13 protein-coding genes and 3 pseudogenes are annotated in these 14,970 nt (G+C 70.8%); 11 read left to right on the top strand and 5 right to left on the bottom strand.

From position 1 onward, the window contains the following. Nucleotides 1-36: 36 nt before the first annotated feature. Complete coding sequence (locus tag FFT21_RS25555; protein WP_137816481.1) at nucleotides 37-1,371, top strand: tyrosine-protein kinase domain-containing protein; 1,335 nt, start codon at nucleotides 37-39, stop codon at nucleotides 1,369-1,371. Between the two features lie 478 nt (nucleotides 1,372-1,849). Here the strand turns inward: FFT21_RS25555 and FFT21_RS25550 are convergent. Both FFT21_RS25550 and FFT21_RS25545 read right to left on the bottom strand, forming a co-directional pair. Then, nucleotides 1,850-2,161: pseudogene (locus FFT21_RS25550) on the bottom strand (MerR family transcriptional regulator); the annotation flags it as partial. 350 nt (nucleotides 2,162-2,511) lie between these two features. Further along, entirely contained in the window at nucleotides 2,512-2,979 is a 468-nt protein-coding gene (locus FFT21_RS25545; RefSeq protein ID WP_137816479.1) for an Hsp20/alpha crystallin family protein, read from the bottom strand. A gap of 295 nt (nucleotides 2,980-3,274) precedes the next feature. On the opposite strand from FFT21_RS25545, the gene FFT21_RS25540 reads away from it, so the two are divergent. Together FFT21_RS25540 and FFT21_RS25535 are read left to right on the top strand one after the other, a co-directional pair. Continuing rightward, nucleotides 3,275-3,526, top strand: a complete 252-nt coding sequence (locus FFT21_RS25540) for a hypothetical protein (RefSeq protein ID WP_137816478.1) — start codon at nucleotides 3,275-3,277, stop codon at nucleotides 3,524-3,526. A 586-nt stretch (nucleotides 3,527-4,112) separates the two neighbouring features. Further along, a complete protein-coding gene (locus FFT21_RS25535; RefSeq protein WP_225978757.1) occupies nucleotides 4,113-4,508 on the top strand; it encodes a hypothetical protein in 396 nt (131 codons plus the stop codon). A 65-nt stretch (nucleotides 4,509-4,573) separates the two neighbouring features. On the opposite strand, the gene FFT21_RS25530 is transcribed toward FFT21_RS25535, so the two are convergent. Further along, complete coding sequence (locus FFT21_RS25530) at nucleotides 4,574-5,512, bottom strand: NBR1-Ig-like domain-containing protein (protein ID WP_225978756.1); 939 nt, start codon at nucleotides 5,510-5,512, stop codon at nucleotides 4,574-4,576. Between the two features lie 405 nt (nucleotides 5,513-5,917). Between FFT21_RS25530 and FFT21_RS25525 the strand changes: the two genes are divergently transcribed. The 4 genes and pseudogenes from FFT21_RS25525 to FFT21_RS30065 form a co-directional block, all read left to right on the top strand. Continuing rightward, nucleotides 5,918-7,624, top strand: a complete 1,707-nt coding sequence (locus FFT21_RS25525) for an AMP-binding protein (RefSeq protein WP_137816476.1) — start codon at nucleotides 5,918-5,920, stop codon at nucleotides 7,622-7,624. Between the two features lie 251 nt (nucleotides 7,625-7,875). Then, a complete protein-coding gene (locus tag FFT21_RS25520; RefSeq protein ID WP_137816475.1) occupies nucleotides 7,876-9,939 on the top strand; it encodes a S8 family serine peptidase in 2,064 nt (687 codons plus the stop codon). Nucleotides 9,940-10,000: 61 nt separating this feature from the next. Next, a pseudogene (locus FFT21_RS30070) lies at nucleotides 10,001-10,102 on the top strand (ACR3 family arsenite efflux transporter); the annotation flags it as partial. Beyond that, nucleotides 10,098-10,325, top strand: a pseudogene (locus FFT21_RS30065) (low molecular weight phosphatase family protein); the annotation flags it as partial. The pseudogenes FFT21_RS30070 and FFT21_RS30065, both read left to right, overlap by 5 nt. Nucleotides 10,326-10,522: 197 nt before the next feature. Here FFT21_RS30065 and merB read toward each other — a convergent pair. Next, complete coding sequence (gene merB / locus FFT21_RS25510) at nucleotides 10,523-10,894, bottom strand: organomercurial lyase (protein WP_225978759.1); 372 nt, start codon at nucleotides 10,892-10,894, stop codon at nucleotides 10,523-10,525. A 20-nt stretch (nucleotides 10,895-10,914) separates the two neighbouring features. Next, nucleotides 10,915-12,354: a mercury(II) reductase gene (gene merA, locus FFT21_RS25505; RefSeq protein ID WP_137816473.1), complete on the bottom strand. Its 1,440-nt coding sequence runs from the start codon at nucleotides 12,352-12,354 to the stop codon at nucleotides 10,915-10,917. A gap of 127 nt (nucleotides 12,355-12,481) precedes the next feature. Here merA and FFT21_RS25500 point away from each other — a divergent pair, with 127 nt between their 5' ends. The 4 genes from FFT21_RS25500 (at nucleotide 12,482) to FFT21_RS25485 (ending at nucleotide 14,792) form a co-directional block, all read left to right on the top strand. After that, on the top strand, nucleotides 12,482-12,874 hold the full coding sequence (locus FFT21_RS25500; protein WP_225978755.1) for an ArsR/SmtB family transcription factor: 393 nt from the start codon (nucleotides 12,482-12,484) through the stop codon (nucleotides 12,872-12,874). After that, nucleotides 12,871-13,182, top strand: a complete 312-nt coding sequence (merT, locus tag FFT21_RS25495) for a mercuric ion transporter MerT (RefSeq protein WP_137816471.1) — start codon at nucleotides 12,871-12,873, stop codon at nucleotides 13,180-13,182. Before FFT21_RS25500 ends, merT begins: the two co-directional genes overlap by 4 nt. 135 nt (nucleotides 13,183-13,317) lie before the next feature. Next, complete coding sequence (locus tag FFT21_RS25490; protein WP_137816470.1) at nucleotides 13,318-13,857, top strand: TlpA family protein disulfide reductase; 540 nt, start codon at nucleotides 13,318-13,320, stop codon at nucleotides 13,855-13,857. Further along, on the top strand, nucleotides 13,854-14,792 hold the full coding sequence (locus FFT21_RS25485; protein WP_137816469.1) for a cytochrome c biogenesis CcdA family protein: 939 nt from the start codon (nucleotides 13,854-13,856) through the stop codon (nucleotides 14,790-14,792). The genes FFT21_RS25490 and FFT21_RS25485 overlap by 4 nt, the downstream gene beginning before the upstream one ends. Nucleotides 14,793-14,970 lie beyond the last annotated feature (178 nt).

Genomic DNA, 14,970 nt, shown 5'->3' with positions numbered 1-14,970 from the left:
ACCGCCGAGGACCACCCGAGGAAAGGGAGGCCACCGTTGAAACCGCGCTCCGACCACACGACCCTCATCCGCAACGTCAAACGCCGCGCGGGCATGGTGCTGCTCTCGCTCGGCATCGGGGTTGGCGGCGCGTACCTGGCCACCATCCTGACCCCACCGACCTATGAGGCCACGGCCTCGGTACTGCTCACCGGCGGCGCCGTCCGCGACCCGGTCACCGGTCAGTTCCTCGACGCCAGCATCGCGCGAAACCTGGTGCCGACGATCGCCCGCCTGGCCGAGTCCCGTGAGGTGGCACTGGCCGCGGCCGCCGACGCCAGGCTGCCGGCAAACCTCGTGGTCGACCACGTCAGCGCGGACTACCAGCAAGGTGTGCAAATCATCCTCGTCACAGCCCGGGCACACACCGCGACCCAGTCCGCCAGCATCGCCAACGCCATCACCCACACGCTGAGCAGCCAACTGGAGAAACGGCGTATCGACGGCACCGGCTCGGTGGGCGCGCAACCGCTCGACCACGCCACGCCGCCCGCGCGCCCCACGCTGCCCGTGCCACTGCTGAACTGCGCGCTCGGTGGACTGCTGGGCGCACTCGGCGGCGTCGGGCTCGCACGGCTGCGCGACCAACTCGACGACAAGATCACCGATAGCGACCAGCTCAGCCAAGCCGCCACGGCCACCACGCTGGCCTGCATACCGTTCGAACGAGACGTCAAAAAGAACCCGCTGCGCAGCGACCGACCTTACACCCCCTGGTCAGAAGCCTTCGCGCAACTTCGCACCAACCTCGAATGTCTCGCCACCGACAACCCACCCCGCATCATCGCCATTACCAGCGCAACCTCCGGCGAGGGAAAGTCGACAACATCCTGCAACCTGGCGATCGCACTGGCCCGTGCCGGACGCCGAGTCCTGCTGGTCGAGGCCGATCTCCGACGCCCCCGCTGCTCGCGCTACCTCGGCCTGCCCAGCACCATGGGCATGACCAGCATTCTCACCGCGGACACCCCACCCGAAGCCGCCGTGCAGACCTGGGGTGAACACGGCCTCGCCGTCCTTCCCGCCGGCCCGCCCGTGCCCAACCCCGGCGAACTCCTCGCCTCACACCAATGCCGACAACTGCTTCGGCAGCTGCGAGAACAGTACGACATCGTGCTGCTCGACCTGCCCTCCCTGCTGCCGATCGCCGACGCCGCCATCATGACCGCCGTGGCCGACGGAACACTCCTCCTCGCCCGCCACCGACACACCCGAATGAAGCACATCCGCATGGCCGTCGACACCCTGAGCAACGTCCACGCACGGCTGCTGGGCTGCGTGCTCAACATGTCCCCCCCGACAGACGAATACATCTACGGATACCAGGAATGACCACTCCCCACCGGCCGTCGTCGGGTCGCAACAGACGCCCGGGCGGGCAGCCGACACCGACGATGAGCGCGGCGGTGGCACCGGCGCGGTGAGGGTGGGACGCAGGAAGCTACCGGCCAAGCCGCCGGCCAGTCGAGCACGGTCGGCCACGCCATGCGGAAGGGGCCGCGTGGCGGCGATTTCGAACACCGTCAGCGCGTTCGGCAAACCCCAGGGCCGCAACGCCCCTGCGGTGCTCACGAGAAGCTGCTGCGGCGCTGGTTGGAACCCGGCATGTTGCCGCTGTCCGCTCGCGCCTTGCACCAGTTGGCGTAACCGTCGCGATCTTTGTTCCCAAAGTCAAAGCGGGCTCCACTCAGGGTGTGCGGTTGCTGCGCCGGCGCGATGGGCGGCGTGCGGTGGCCTGTCGGCGGGTGGTGGCGGTCTGCTGCCCGTTCTCGCCGGAGTCGCCGCTGCTGTTGGCGGGGGCGGTCCCTTCGAGTTCGGCGATGCGGACGGCCGCGCTGTGCAGGTCGCGTTCGAGCCGGGTGATGCGGCAGGCGGCGTCGAGCAGGGTCAGCCCACCGTCGAGGAGTTCGCGGGCGCGGGCGGCGAGGATGAGGTCGTTGCGGCTGAAGCGGCGGTGCCCACCGGCCGAACGCTCGGGCCGGATCAGTCCGGCGGCGTGCAAGCTGCGCAGGAAGTCCGGGGTGACACCGAGCATGTCGGCGGCCCGGCCCATGGTGTAGGCGGGGTAGTCAGCGTCATCGACGGCGCTGGGTGCGCGGTGGGTCGGCGGCCGCTCGGCCATGCAGGCGTTCCCCCTTCATTGAGCGGTTGTTGCTCGACGGTGAAGATGGCGCAGGCCCGGACACTTCCCCGTCCCGAGGGTTGTCCGGGCCTGCATGCTCCTACGGCCGCGCCCACGGCGGACGGCGGCGGGCTGCCAGGGGCGACGAACCGGCCCTCGCCGCCGCGGGTCGCGGGTGGAGTGGACCGGTTCGGCGGCGGCCCACGCCGTTGTCAGTACCCGACGTGCCGCGCGCGCCGCTGCCGGCCCGCAGGGCCCCACGGCAGGGACATGAGCGTGGTCACCTGCCGTGGTGCCACCCGCTGGTGCCCGCCACGCCGCGACCCGTGTCGGTGACCTGGCGGCACCGCTCAGCCCGACTCGCCGCCGGTACCGCTTTCGATCACCCGGTGCTCGCCGCCGCCGTGACCGATCTCGATCCGGCGCGGCTTGGCCTGCTCGGCGACCGGCAGCGTCACGGTAAGCACGCCGTTGGTGTAGTCGGCGTGCACGTGGTCCAGATCCAGCCCCTCGCCGAGAGCGAGTTGCCGGGAGAAGCTGCCCCGCGGCCGCTCGGCCACCAGGTAGTTCACCTCGGCCTCCTGGCCATCACCGGCGCGCGGCGCTGGCCGCTCGGCGCGCACCGTCAGGGTCCTGTTCTCCGCGCTGACCTCCAGGGTGTTGGGGTCGATGCCAGGAAGATCGAACTCGGCCACGTACTTGTCACCGACGCGGTAGGCGTCCATCGGCATCGCCTGCGGCACCCCCCGCGCGACCCCGAACAGCTCGTTGGTCAGCCGGTTCAGGTCCCGAAAAAGCGGTTCAAACGCCAGCGTCAACACCATCACCTCCCCTTCGGTGGCCAGACAACCGACCGTTAGTTCACCGAGGCTTGCCACGACCCCGGTACCACTTATTCTGGAACCAGCAGCAGAGATTTGCAAGAGCAACCTGCCGAGTGCAGGCACAGCGCCCACTGAACTCGGCGGCGCACCGGGGCGGGGGCCGACATTCGCCGCCACCTTGGCCAGGGGCAGCGTGCCGGCCGGCCCGGGTCCGCCGCCACGCAAGGGGCAACCCGATGGAGCGTGCCTGCCCCGCACGTGGGCAGCCCACCCTGGGAGGGAACCGAGCATGGCTTACGACGTCGACCCCACCAGCTTCGATCCCGAGGACGCCAAGCCCGAAGCCGACGCCGCCGAGCAGCAACGCCCCGCGCTACGGGACGACCTCGACGCCGACCAGCGTGCGCTGCAGGACGAGTTGGACGAGGACACCACCGAACCCGCGCCGCCCACTGACACCGCCGAGTCCGACCCGGCCGACCTCGCCGACCAGCAGCGCGTCGTGCGCCTGCCCGAGGAAGAAGAACCTTGGCCGGGATAGCACGCCACAGGGCCGTACCGGTGCCGTGACGGGGCCACGCTGTCCCAGGGCGTTTGGGGGCACGCCACGCACGGGCCTGAAGCCGCTCGGCGCGCTCCCCGCTGCGGATACGGGGCTGGCGGCACGGATTCGGGAGTACCCGCTGGCCCTGGATGAAGACCACCGGGCCAGCGAGCTTGTCGGTATTCGAATGAGAATCGAACACGTCTCTTTCGCCGTTGGCCAACGAACTGGCGGGCCGCGGAAACGGTCGCGCATTCCGGCCGCGTGCAACGCCCCGGAAGGGGTGTCAAACCGCCGCGAACGCTGACGCCGCCGGGCCGGTCGAGAAGAAGCCTGAATGGAGGCGGTCCACGTCGGCGTGATTGCCGCCGGCGCGGGCAGTCACTCGACACGGAAAGAGGCTCTTACCAGGCAGGACAATGTCCAATGTGCGTAAACATTGGCGGTACATTACTTCTCCTTGATCCGGCCGGCACGGTGGTGCGAGGCTCGTCGACGAATCCGAACCGGCAGGAAAGGAGTACGGATCAACATGCCCATGAGCGGGGGAAACAGCGTCGCTCGGCGCGGTCGATTGACGTCGGTGAGTGTGGCCGTCGCGTTGTCGGTATTGTCGGCTGGCCTGATGACCGGGACGGCGGAAGCCGCGGAGAGCCATCCGGCAGCGTTGTGTAGCGGCACGGCCTCCGGATTCCTGGCCAAGTGGGGCCCGGTGTCCAAGCAGTGTTCTTACACCAGCCCGGCGAGCGGGTGGAAGGGAAGGCTGCGGATCGACTGGAACACGCAGTCGGGCACGAGCCAGTACGGGTGCGTGGAGGCGCGGATGAGCAAGGCGAAGAATCCCGACCCGTGGCAGGGTGTGGGGTGCGGCTCCTCCGGCAGCGGCGTTATCAAGTGGCCGGCGAACACCGCTTCCATGGTGGAGGTCCGCGTGAAGTCCATGAACAGCGCCGTCATCAACGTCGACTACTCGATCTGACCGGTCGACCAGATCCGAAGCCCATGGCCGGGCGGGCTGCCCGGCCATGGGCCCGGCCACATCGCTCAACGAACTTCCGCGGCCTGGCTGGTGTGGTCGACGACGGTCACCTTGAAGAAGATGCCGCTGTATTGCGGCAGGAACAGCCGGCCCTGGGCGTCGACCATCTTCCAGAACACCTGACACGTCCCCGGCGTTCCCGGGGCCTGGACCGGCACGCTCACCAACACGCTGGCGCCCGGCGCGGTGTCCGGGACGGGCACCCGCGCGGCGGAATGGCAGACATCCAATCCGTCCAGTGGGGCTTGGCGCTGGAGGAAACGACCGTGCCAGGACACCGTGCCGGTGTTGGTCAGCCGCCATGTCTTGGTGAACCGCTGGTTCACCCACACGGTGCTGCCGTCCGGATAGGTGACGTCCTCATCCAACCGTGACGCGTCGCCCGGAATGGGCAGCGACCGCTCCGATGAGCCTTCCGGCCCCGCCGGCGCGGTGCTGTGCGACGGCGGACCGCCCAGGAGGACGTCGACAGTCACCGCCACCACCGCGGCCACGGCAGCCGCGGCGACCAGCACCGGCCACCGGCGAGCGCGCCGGGAGACATCTGGTGACGTGGCATGCCCCGATCCGTCCGTCCCGCTCACCGGCTCGCCGCCGGCCCGCCCCGACTCCTCGGCCCCGCGTGCGGCGTCCCAGCGGACCCGCCAGGCGCGCCTGGTCTCCTGCTCGTCCTGGCCGAGCCCGGCCACCGCCAGCGACCGGACAAACTCCCACGTGGTTTCCCAGCTCGGCAGGACGTCACCGCGGGCAGCCGCCGATAACGCCGACTTCGACGCCATCGCACCGTATTCGACACGCATCCGGTCGTAGGACGGGTCGCCGGCCGACTCCTTCAACGTCAACAGCGCGTGCGCGAACGCGGCGACGGGGCCGGCACCCGGGTCGGGCCGGCGCGCCCGGCGGCCCCGCTTACGCTGCTGATCAACGGCGTGGTCGAGGGTCACCGGCAGCCCCCGAACGATCCCACGGCCGTGCACACAGCCGACCATTCCCCCATGATCACGCCCCCGAGCCTAGTGCCAGGCCCCGTCGCCCCGGCGCAGTATCCCGGGCACCGCGCGTAACCGACGGTCAACCCCCGAGGGCCTGGGCGGCCAAGCCCCGATGAAGGGAGGCAAGACGCGCTCCCGCGGAGCAGCGGGCCGCGGCACCGCCGCACGTCGACGTCCACCAGACGGTGACCAGGGGGAGAGAAGCCCGGTCGGAGGTTTCGGGTGCGTCCCTCCCGCCCCCCCGACCGGGCACCGGTAAGGCCCGATCAGCAGCACGTGGCTCTCCAGATGAGAGCCACGTCACGGATCACCTATCCTGGGCAACCCAGTTGATGTCGGCAGAGACCGGGAGAAACCATGGTGGTCAGCTCGCCGGGTGGCCAGGCGTTCCGGGACGCCCGCGACTTCCTGCTTCGCCACGCCTCGGACTACGACGCCGCCCGCGCCGGGTTCACCTGGCCCGAACTTGGCGCGTTCAACTGGGCACTGGACTGGTTCGACGCCATCGCCGAGGGCAACGACCGCACGGCACTGTGGATCGTCGAGGAGGACGGCGCCGAGGGCCGCTGGTCCTTCGCCGAGATGGCCCGGCGGTCCAACCAGGTGGCGAACTGGCTGCGGGACCGCGGGGTACGCCGCGGCGACCGGATCATCCTGATGCTGGGCAACCAGGTGGAGTTGTGGGAGACGCTCCTCGCCGCGATGAAGCTCGGCGCGGTGGTGATCCCGGCGACCACCCTGCTGGCCCCGGCCGACCTGCGCGACCGGGTGGACCGCGGCCGGGCGCGGCACGTCGTGGTCGGCTCGGCGGACACCGGCAAGTTCGCCGGCGTGCCCGGCGACTACACGCGGATCGCCGTGGGGGAACCGGTGGCCGGCTGGCACGCCTACCACGACTCCCGCGACGCCGACCCGTCGTTCCGGCCGGACGGCACCACCCAGGCCTCGGACACGCTGCTGCTCTACTTCACCTCCGGCACCACCGCGCAGCCGAAGCTGGTGGAGCACACCCACGCCTCCTACCCGGTGGGGCATCTGTCCACGATGTACTGGATCGGGTTGGAGCCCGGCGACGTGCACCTGAACATCTCCTCCCCGGGCTGGGCGAAGCACGCGTGGAGCAACGTGTTCGCGCCGTGGAACGCCGAGGCGACGGTGTTCGTGCACAACTACACCCGCTTCGACGCCAACCGGCTGCTGTCCGAAATGGACCGCTGCGGCGTGACCAGCTTCTGCGCCCCGCCGACGGTGTGGCGCATGCTCATCCAGGTCGACCTCGGCCAGTTGCGTACCCCGCCGCGCAAGGTGGTCGGCGCGGGCGAGCCGCTGAACCCGGAGGTGATCGAGCAGGTGCGCAGGGCGTGGGGGGTCACCATCCGGGACGGGTTCGGCCAGACTGAGACCACCGTGCAGGTGGCCAACACCCCGGGCGCGTCCGTCAAGCTCGGCTCGATGGGGCGGCCGATGCCCGGCTACACGATCGAACTCGTCGACCCGGTGACCGGCCAACCCGCCGACGAGGGCGAGATCTGCATCGACCTCTCCCGCCGCCCGCTCGGCCTCATGGTCGGCTACCACGGCGACCCGGAACGCAACGCCGAGGCCATGCGGGGCGGCTACTACCACACCGGAGACGTCGGCACCCGCGACGCGGACGGCTACATCACCTACGTCGGCCGCACCGACGACGTCTTCAAGGCATCCGACTACCGGATCTCGCCGTTCGAGTTGGAGAGTGTGCTGCTGGAGCACGACGCGGTCGCCGAGGCGGCGGTCGTCCCCTCCCCCGACCCGCTCCGCCTCGCGGTGCCCAAGGCGTACGTGGTGCTCGCCTCGGGCTGGCCGGCCGACAAGGAGACCGCGCTGGCGATCCTGCGGCACGCCCGCGAGCACCTGGCCCCGTACCAGCGCATCCGCCGGCTGGAGTTCGCCGAACTGCCCAAGACGATCTCCGGAAAGATCCGCCGGGTGGAACTGCGGGCCCGGGAAGACCAGCAGCACACCGCGGACAACCGGCCGGCCGGCGAATACCGCGACGACGACTTCCCCGACCTGAAAGGCTGAGCCCCGCCGGGTACTTTTCCGTTGGGTGCACCCAACTCGCGCTCTCACGTGATGTCCGATCCCGCCGTTGTTCCGGCAGCCGAACAGAAATTCCGCGCCTCGTTTTCTGTCGCTCGAACGCATCTCGCGAGCAAGCGGTGATGGCGACGCCCGCGACCGGGCGCCTGACGGACTTTCGCCCCTAACGATCCGTGTCGCGCCGTGACGAGGCTGGAAGTTCCTTCAGGAGATCCTGCGGAAGGGATCGGATCATGACACGGATCACGATCAACGGTGTATCGGTGGACCCGGTGGCGCAGTCGGACCATCTGCGCGCGGCCGGGCTGGAATCGGCGGACGCCTCGCAGTCCAATTATGTACTCATTCAGACCCGCGAGCCGCTTTCCGACGAGCAGCGAACGCGGTTGACCGAACTGGGCGTCGACATTCATCAGTATGTGCCAGAGAACACCTACCGATGCGGGTACCGGCCCGCCGATCTGGACGCGATCCGGGCGCTGCCCTTCGTGGTGTGGGCCGACGTCTACCTCCAGGGCTTCAAGGTGCCGCCCGCGCTGCGGCCCGACATGCGCACCGCGCCGGCCTCGGTGGTGCCGACGGCGGTCCCCCGGTCGCCCTCCCGGCGGCTGCGGGAGGTCGACGTGGTGCTGCACGACGACGTGGACGCGGCCTCGGAGTCACTGCGTGCCCGGCTGGCCGAGGCCGCGGGGCGAGAGGTGGACGCGGTCCAGGTCGGGCGGCGCAAGGTCCGGTTGACCGTCCCGGAGTGGCAGCTCGGCGACCTGGCCGCGGTGGACGAGGTCCGCCAGATCGAGGAGGTTCCCGAGCGGAAGCTGTTCAACAACGTGGCCCGCCCGTTGCTGAACGCGGACGTCGTGCTGCACGGCACGCCGTACCAGGGAGACGGCGAGGTGGTCGCGGTGGCCGATACCGGTTTCGACCTCGGCTCCACCACCGACGTGCATCCGGCGTTCCAGGACCGGGTCGCCGCGCTGCACGCGCTCGGGCGGCGTCACCCGGACCGGACCGACGACCCGGACGGGCACGGCACCCACGTGGCCGGCTCGGTCCTCGGCGACGGCCGCTCGTCCACCATGGGCGGTTCGATCCAGGGCACCGCGCCCCGCGCGACGCTGGTTCTGCAGTCGATGCTGGATCGCCGCGGCGCCCTGGGCGGAATCCCCGCCGACCTGCACGACCTGTTCGAACCGCCCTACGAGCAGGACGGAGCGCGGATCCACACGAACTCCTGGGGCAGCGTCATACCGGGTCTGCCGTACGACGCCAGCGCGGAGGAAATCGACGACATGGTGTGGAACCACCCCGACCTGGTGATCTGCTTCGCCGCCGGCAACGACGGCACCGACGACAACGCTGACGGCGTGGTCGACTCCGGAGAGATCGGCTCCCAGGCCGCGGCGAAGAACTGCATCACCGTCGGGGCCAGCGAGAGCCTGCGCGAAGACTTCGCGCACACCTACGGCGAGTACTGGCCGCCGCGGTTCCGAGCCGACCCCATGCACTCCGACCGCCAGGCCGACGATCCCGAGGGGCTGGTTGCCTTCAGCAGCCGGGGCCCGACCAAGGAGGGCCGCTACAAACCGGACGTCGTCGCCCCCGGAACGTGCATCCTGTCCACCCGGTCCCGGGCGGTCGCCTCGCCCACCACCGACTTCGGGAATTCCTCGGACCCGCTGTTCTTCTTCGACAGCGGAACCAGCATGGCCACCCCGCTGGTGGCCGGATGCGTCGCCGTGCTGCGGGAGGCGCTGTCCAAGAACGGCACACCGAAGCCGAGCGCGGCACTGGTCAAGGCGGCGCTGATCAACGGGGCCGTCGCACTGACCGGGCAGTACACCCCCACGGAAGCCGGCGCCACCCCCAACGTCAACGACGGCTTCGGTCGGGTCGACCTCGCCGGCTCGGTGACGGTCGCCGGCCGAGACGGTGACGGTGGCGCCGGGGAAGGCGGTCCGCTGGCACAGGACGGTACGGAGACCTTCACGGTCGAGATTCCCGAGCGGCCGGGCCGTGCCCCCGCCGCCGGCGGTGCCGGTGCCACCCTCAAGATCACGCTGGCCTGGACGGACCCGCCGGGCGCCGCGCTGCAGAACGACCTGGACCTGATCGTGCGCGCGGCCAACGGCGAGGAGCGGCACGGCAACATGGGCACCTCGCAGCGGTTCGACCGCCGTAACAACGTCGAGCAGGTCGTGTGGCCCAACATGCCGCCGGGAAGGACGGAGGTCATCGTCCGCGCCCACCGGATCACGCGGTTCCCGCAACCCTTCGCCTACGCCTGGCGCGTCGGCTGACGACCGAGGGATGCCTCGAAGACGGCGCCGGGTGGGACCGGCCGGCCGTACATGTCAGGCGTCGGGGTCGTTCGCCCTCGGTCGCGCCCTCGGGCTGGGCTACCCGCGCGCCACCACGCTGGCGTTCACCGCCGCCGGCAACAACTTCGAACTCGCCATCGCCAGAGTTCCCCAAGCCGCTGACCGACGAGAGCGTCCGGGCCGCCGACGTGGTGATCACCATGGGGTGCGGTGACGCCTGCCCGATCTATCCGGGCAAGCGCTACCTCAACTGGGAACTGGACGACCCCGCCGGCAAGACCATGGAGCAGGTCCGCCCCATCCGCGACGAGATCGACCGCCGCGTCACCGCGCTGCTCGCCGAGCCGGTGCCCGCCACCACATAACCCACTCTGGACCGACGACCCGGTCAGCAGGCAGCGGATCCTGCCCGATTACCCTCGCGGCGAAGCTGGCCTCAACCTTCCCAGCGGCAGTTTCCCCGCTGACCGGCACGCCATCGGCCGTGGCCCGCTTCACCAGCTCAGCCACCACCTGCTCGTCCACCGCCGGCGCGGTCACCGCGGTCTGGGGCTTGATCTCGTCAGTCACAGGTGTACCTTCCACTTAGGACAGTTACACCGTTGTTCTTACACCCCCGGCCGGAGCTGCGGTGTCCGGGGTCGCGGGCGTCGAGCAGTCGCTGGGTGAGCGGATGGCCGAGTTGGTAGGCGTCGGCGACGGGCAGCACGCTCATGCCGGGGTGCTCGGCGAGCCAGTCGGGGGCGGCGTCCGGGCTGGCGAAGAAGTCGACGTGGTTGCAGAACGCGGATCGCACCGACGTCATGTCACCAGGGGTGACCAGGGAGACCACTGCGGTGGCGGGCTGGATGTCGTGCACGCCGGTGGGGGTGACGGTGAGCCGGATCGGGGTTGCGGTGGCGTGTGCACGGTCAGGTTCCTTCCTGGACGGGATGGGCGCGGGTGGGTGGGGCGTCAGCCGGCGCAGCAGGAGAGTTTCGCCACGTCAGCGGTGTAGGTTTGGGCGGCGAGTTTGAGGGCTTCGGCCATGGTCAGGTACGGCGCCCAGGTGTGGGCGAGCTGGTCGACGGTCAACCCGGCGATGATCGCGTAGGTGGCGGCGGTGATGAGGTCACCGGCGCCCTCGGCGAGGGCGTGCACGCCCAATAGGCGGCCGGTGCCGGCCTCGGCAACGATCTTGACCAGGCCGCGGGTGTCCCGGTTGACCAGCGCCCGAGGCACGTAGGCCAGTGGCAGGGTGCGGCAGTCGCAGCGCAGCCCGGCCTCGGCGGCCTGGGCGTCGGTCATGCCGACCGCGGCGATGGCCGGGCTGGTGAAGATGACCCGGGGCAGGGCGGTGTAGTCCAGGGCGCGCCGCGCGCCGGACAGGGCGTTGTCGGCGACGAGGGTGCCGTGGGCGGCGGCCACGTACACGAACTGCGCCCCGCCGGTGACGTCTCCGGCCGCCCATACCCGGTCATTGGTGGTGCGCAGGTACTCGTCCACGACGACCTCGCCCCTCGACCCGGTTTTGACCCCGACCGGGTCGAGATTGAGCCCGGTGGTGACGGGGCGGCGGCCGGTGGCGACGAGTAGCTGCTCGGCGCGCAGTTCCACGTCGGTGCCGTGCGCGGTGCGCACGCTCACGGTCGTGGCGCCGTCGTGGGTGTGGACGGCGGTCACGGTGGCGCCGGTGTGCACGCTGATGCCCTCGTCGGCGAAGACTGCCTGGATGGCGTGGGAGATCTCTGGTTCCTCGAACGGGGCGAGCCGGTCCAGGGCCTCGACAATCGTCACTGCCACACCGAGGCGGGCGAACAGCTGGGCCTGTTCCAGGCCGATCGCGTTGCCGCCGATCACGATCATCGACTCCGGGAGCGTGTCGAGTTCCATCGCGGTGGTCGAGGTCAGGTAGCCGGCCTCGGCCAGGCCGTCGATCGGCGGCGCCCACGGGGCGGAGCCGGTGGCGATCAGGTAGTGGTCGGCCTCGATCCGCAGGCGTGCGCCCTCGGCCAGTGCCACGTCCACGGCGGGACTGGTGGCCTCGCCGGTGAAGGCGGCGCTGCCGTGGATGATCTCCCAGTCGTAGTCGGCGGCGAGGTCGAGGTACTTCTCCCGTTGTAGCTGCCCGACCAGGGCGTCCTTGCCGCCGATCAGGTCCGGCAGGGCGACGGGCAGCTCGGCCGGGGTCAGGCCGGGGAAACGTCCGGCCGCCTGCGCGACGTCGCGGGCCTCGGCGGCGGCCAGCAGCGCCTTGGACGGCACACAGCCGACGTTCACGCAGGTCCCGCCGATCGTGCCGCGCTCGACCATCACCACCCGCCTGCCCCGGTTGGTCGCGGTGACAGCGGCGGCGAACGCCGCCGAGCCGGAACCGATGATCGCCAGGTCGTACCCGGATCGCGTCTGCGCCATCGCCCGCGCCTCCTCAAAACGTCGGGATCCGGACCTCCGAACCCACCTTGACTTATCCGCCTTGCCGAATACTACGATGGCACCATACTATGCGGCTACGCGAATAGCGCCAGTTGAGGAGGGCAGCGTGACACACCCGAACGCCACCGCGACCCGACCGGAGGTCGCCGCCGTCTCGTGTACGCATTCCGACACGACGGCCCGGTTCTTCCGGGCGCTGTCCGACCCGACCCGGCTGCGGCTGCTGGAGTTCATCCTGGCCGCCGAGCGCACCTCCGCGGAATGTGTCGAGCACGTCGGCATCTCCCAGCCGCGGGTGTCAGTGCACCTGTCCTGCCTGGCCGACTGCGGCTACGTGATCGCCCGTCGGGACGGCCGCAAGCTGCGGTACTCGGTGGGTGATCCGCGGGTGGCCGAGTTGGTGACGCTGGCCCGCGCGCTGGCCGCCGACAACGCCGCCGCCCTGGACTGCTGCCCCCGCATCCCCCCGAAGTCCAGTGCGAACGGGGACGCGCGATGACCGGCGACACGGACCGGTCCGGGTGGGGCGGTGGCCTGGCCATGGTTAGCCTCGGGCTGCTGATGGTGCTCTGTTGCGCGGGACCGGCGCTGATCGCCGGCGGCGCCCTCGGGGTGCTGGGCGGGGCCGTCCGTAACCCGTGGCTCATCGGCGCCGGCGCGCTGCTCGTGCTCGGCGCCGTCGGCTACCCGCTGTACCGGCGCGCCCGCCGACGTTCCGGGCAGGCCGCCGAGGACTGTTGCCCGCCACCGCCAACCACACGCCACCAGCACGGGGCGGCACGACCTGACCGCACCAGCAGGTCCTGATGATGGCCGCACCGTGCAGCTCCGCACCCCATCCCGCATCCGAGAGCGTGCTGCCCCCGCTCGCGCCCAGGTCGGTGTTGCCGCTTCAGCCCCGCACCCCCGTATAACCCACGCCAGGAAGGTCCGCACGCCGTGATGGCTCCCCCGCTTCTCGCCTCCCGCCGTGCTGTGGTGGCCGCCGCCGTCATGCTCGCGACCGCCGTACCGGTACCGGCCGCTTGCGGCACCAACACCGCGACCCCCGCCTCACCGGCCGCGCCCGCTGCGGCGGCCAACGCGGCCACGCAGGTGACCACCATCACCGGGAGCGGCATGCGCGTGCCCGGCGCGGAGCCGACCGCGTTGTTCTTCTTCTCCGTCGGCTGCGGCGAATGCGCCGGCGGCGCGAAATCCCTGGCCCAGGCAGCCCGGACCGTCGGCGGCAAGGCGGAGTTCCTCGCCGTGGACATGGACCCCAGCGAGTCCACCCAGGACGTCACCAGCTTCCTCAAGACCGTCGACGGTGCCGACCTGCCCGCAGCCATCGACACCGGGGCGGCGCTGACCCAGCGGTTCGGGATCTCCGCGCTGTCCACGCTGATCGTCGTCGCCCCGTCCGGGAAGGTCACCTACCGGGCCACCGACCCCTCGCCGCAGGCCATCACCACCGCCCTGGACCAGGCGGTGGCGCAGTGAACCCGCTGCTGGCCCTGGCGTTCGCCGGCGGGATGCTCGCCCCGGTCAACCCGTGCGGCTTCGCCCTGCTGCCCGCCTGGGTCACCTACAGCCTCGGCGGCACCGACACCGCGCCCCTACCGGTGCGGCTGGTCCGCGCCCTGCGCGCCGGGGCTGTCCTCGCCGTAGGCTTCGCCAGCACATTGGTCGCCGCCGGCCTGGCCATCAGCGCCGGAGCCCGCGCGATCATCGGCGCCGCGCCCTGGCTCGGCCTGGCCATCGGCATCATCCTGGTCGTGCTCGGCGTCGCGATGCTCGCCGGGCTCACCGTGCGGCTGCGGCTGCGCCCCGCCTCGACCCGCCCAGCCCGCAGCGGCCGGGCCGGCGTCGGGCGGCTGGCGGTATTCGGGGTCGGCTACGCGGCGGCGTCGCTGTCGTGCACCTTCGGGGTGCTGCTCGCCGTCATCGCCCAGGCCCAGGCCACCGCCAGCTACACCGGACTCCTGCTGGTGTTCGCCGCCTACGCCGCCGGGGCCGCCACCGTCCTGGTGCTGGTGGCCATCGCCACCGCCGCGGCCGGCGCCGCCCTCACCCGGCACATCACGGCGCTCGCCCGATACGGTCCCCGCATCACCGCGACCGTGCTCGTCCTCACCGGCGTCTACCTGGCCTGGTACTGGTACCCAGCCGCCACCAGCGGCACCATCAGCAGCGGCGCCGGGTTGGCGCGCTTCTCGGCCACCGCTACCAGCTGGATCAGCGCGCATACCGGCACCATCACCGCGCTCGCCGCCGCGGCCGTCCTCACCGTCACCGTTCTCGCGGTCGGTTACCGCCTGCGCCGCCGGGCCATCACCCGCGCCGAGGCCGACGCAGCTCCGACCGCCTCGCCAGGCCCAGACTGCTGCGCCCCCGACGTGGACCAGGACCACAGCGAAAGGGCGCCGTCTCGGTGACTCACCTGGCGGCGCGTACCTCACCGACACGATGACCCCAAACGATCACCCACCCTGAGCTTGACCCCGTTCTCCGGACACGTTGGGTGTGGTGTCAGCCGCCGTGGTGAGGCGACGTCTGTCGTGTCTCAAACTGGATGGGGCTGAGCATTCCAATGCTGGAATGCCGTCGTTTCGG

Source organism: Gandjariella thermophila (assembly GCF_005405885.1).
GTDB classification, from domain to species: Bacteria; Actinomycetota; Actinomycetes; order Mycobacteriales; family Pseudonocardiaceae; genus Gandjariella; species Gandjariella thermophila.
This window is presented reverse-complemented; position numbering and strand designations above follow the sequence as displayed.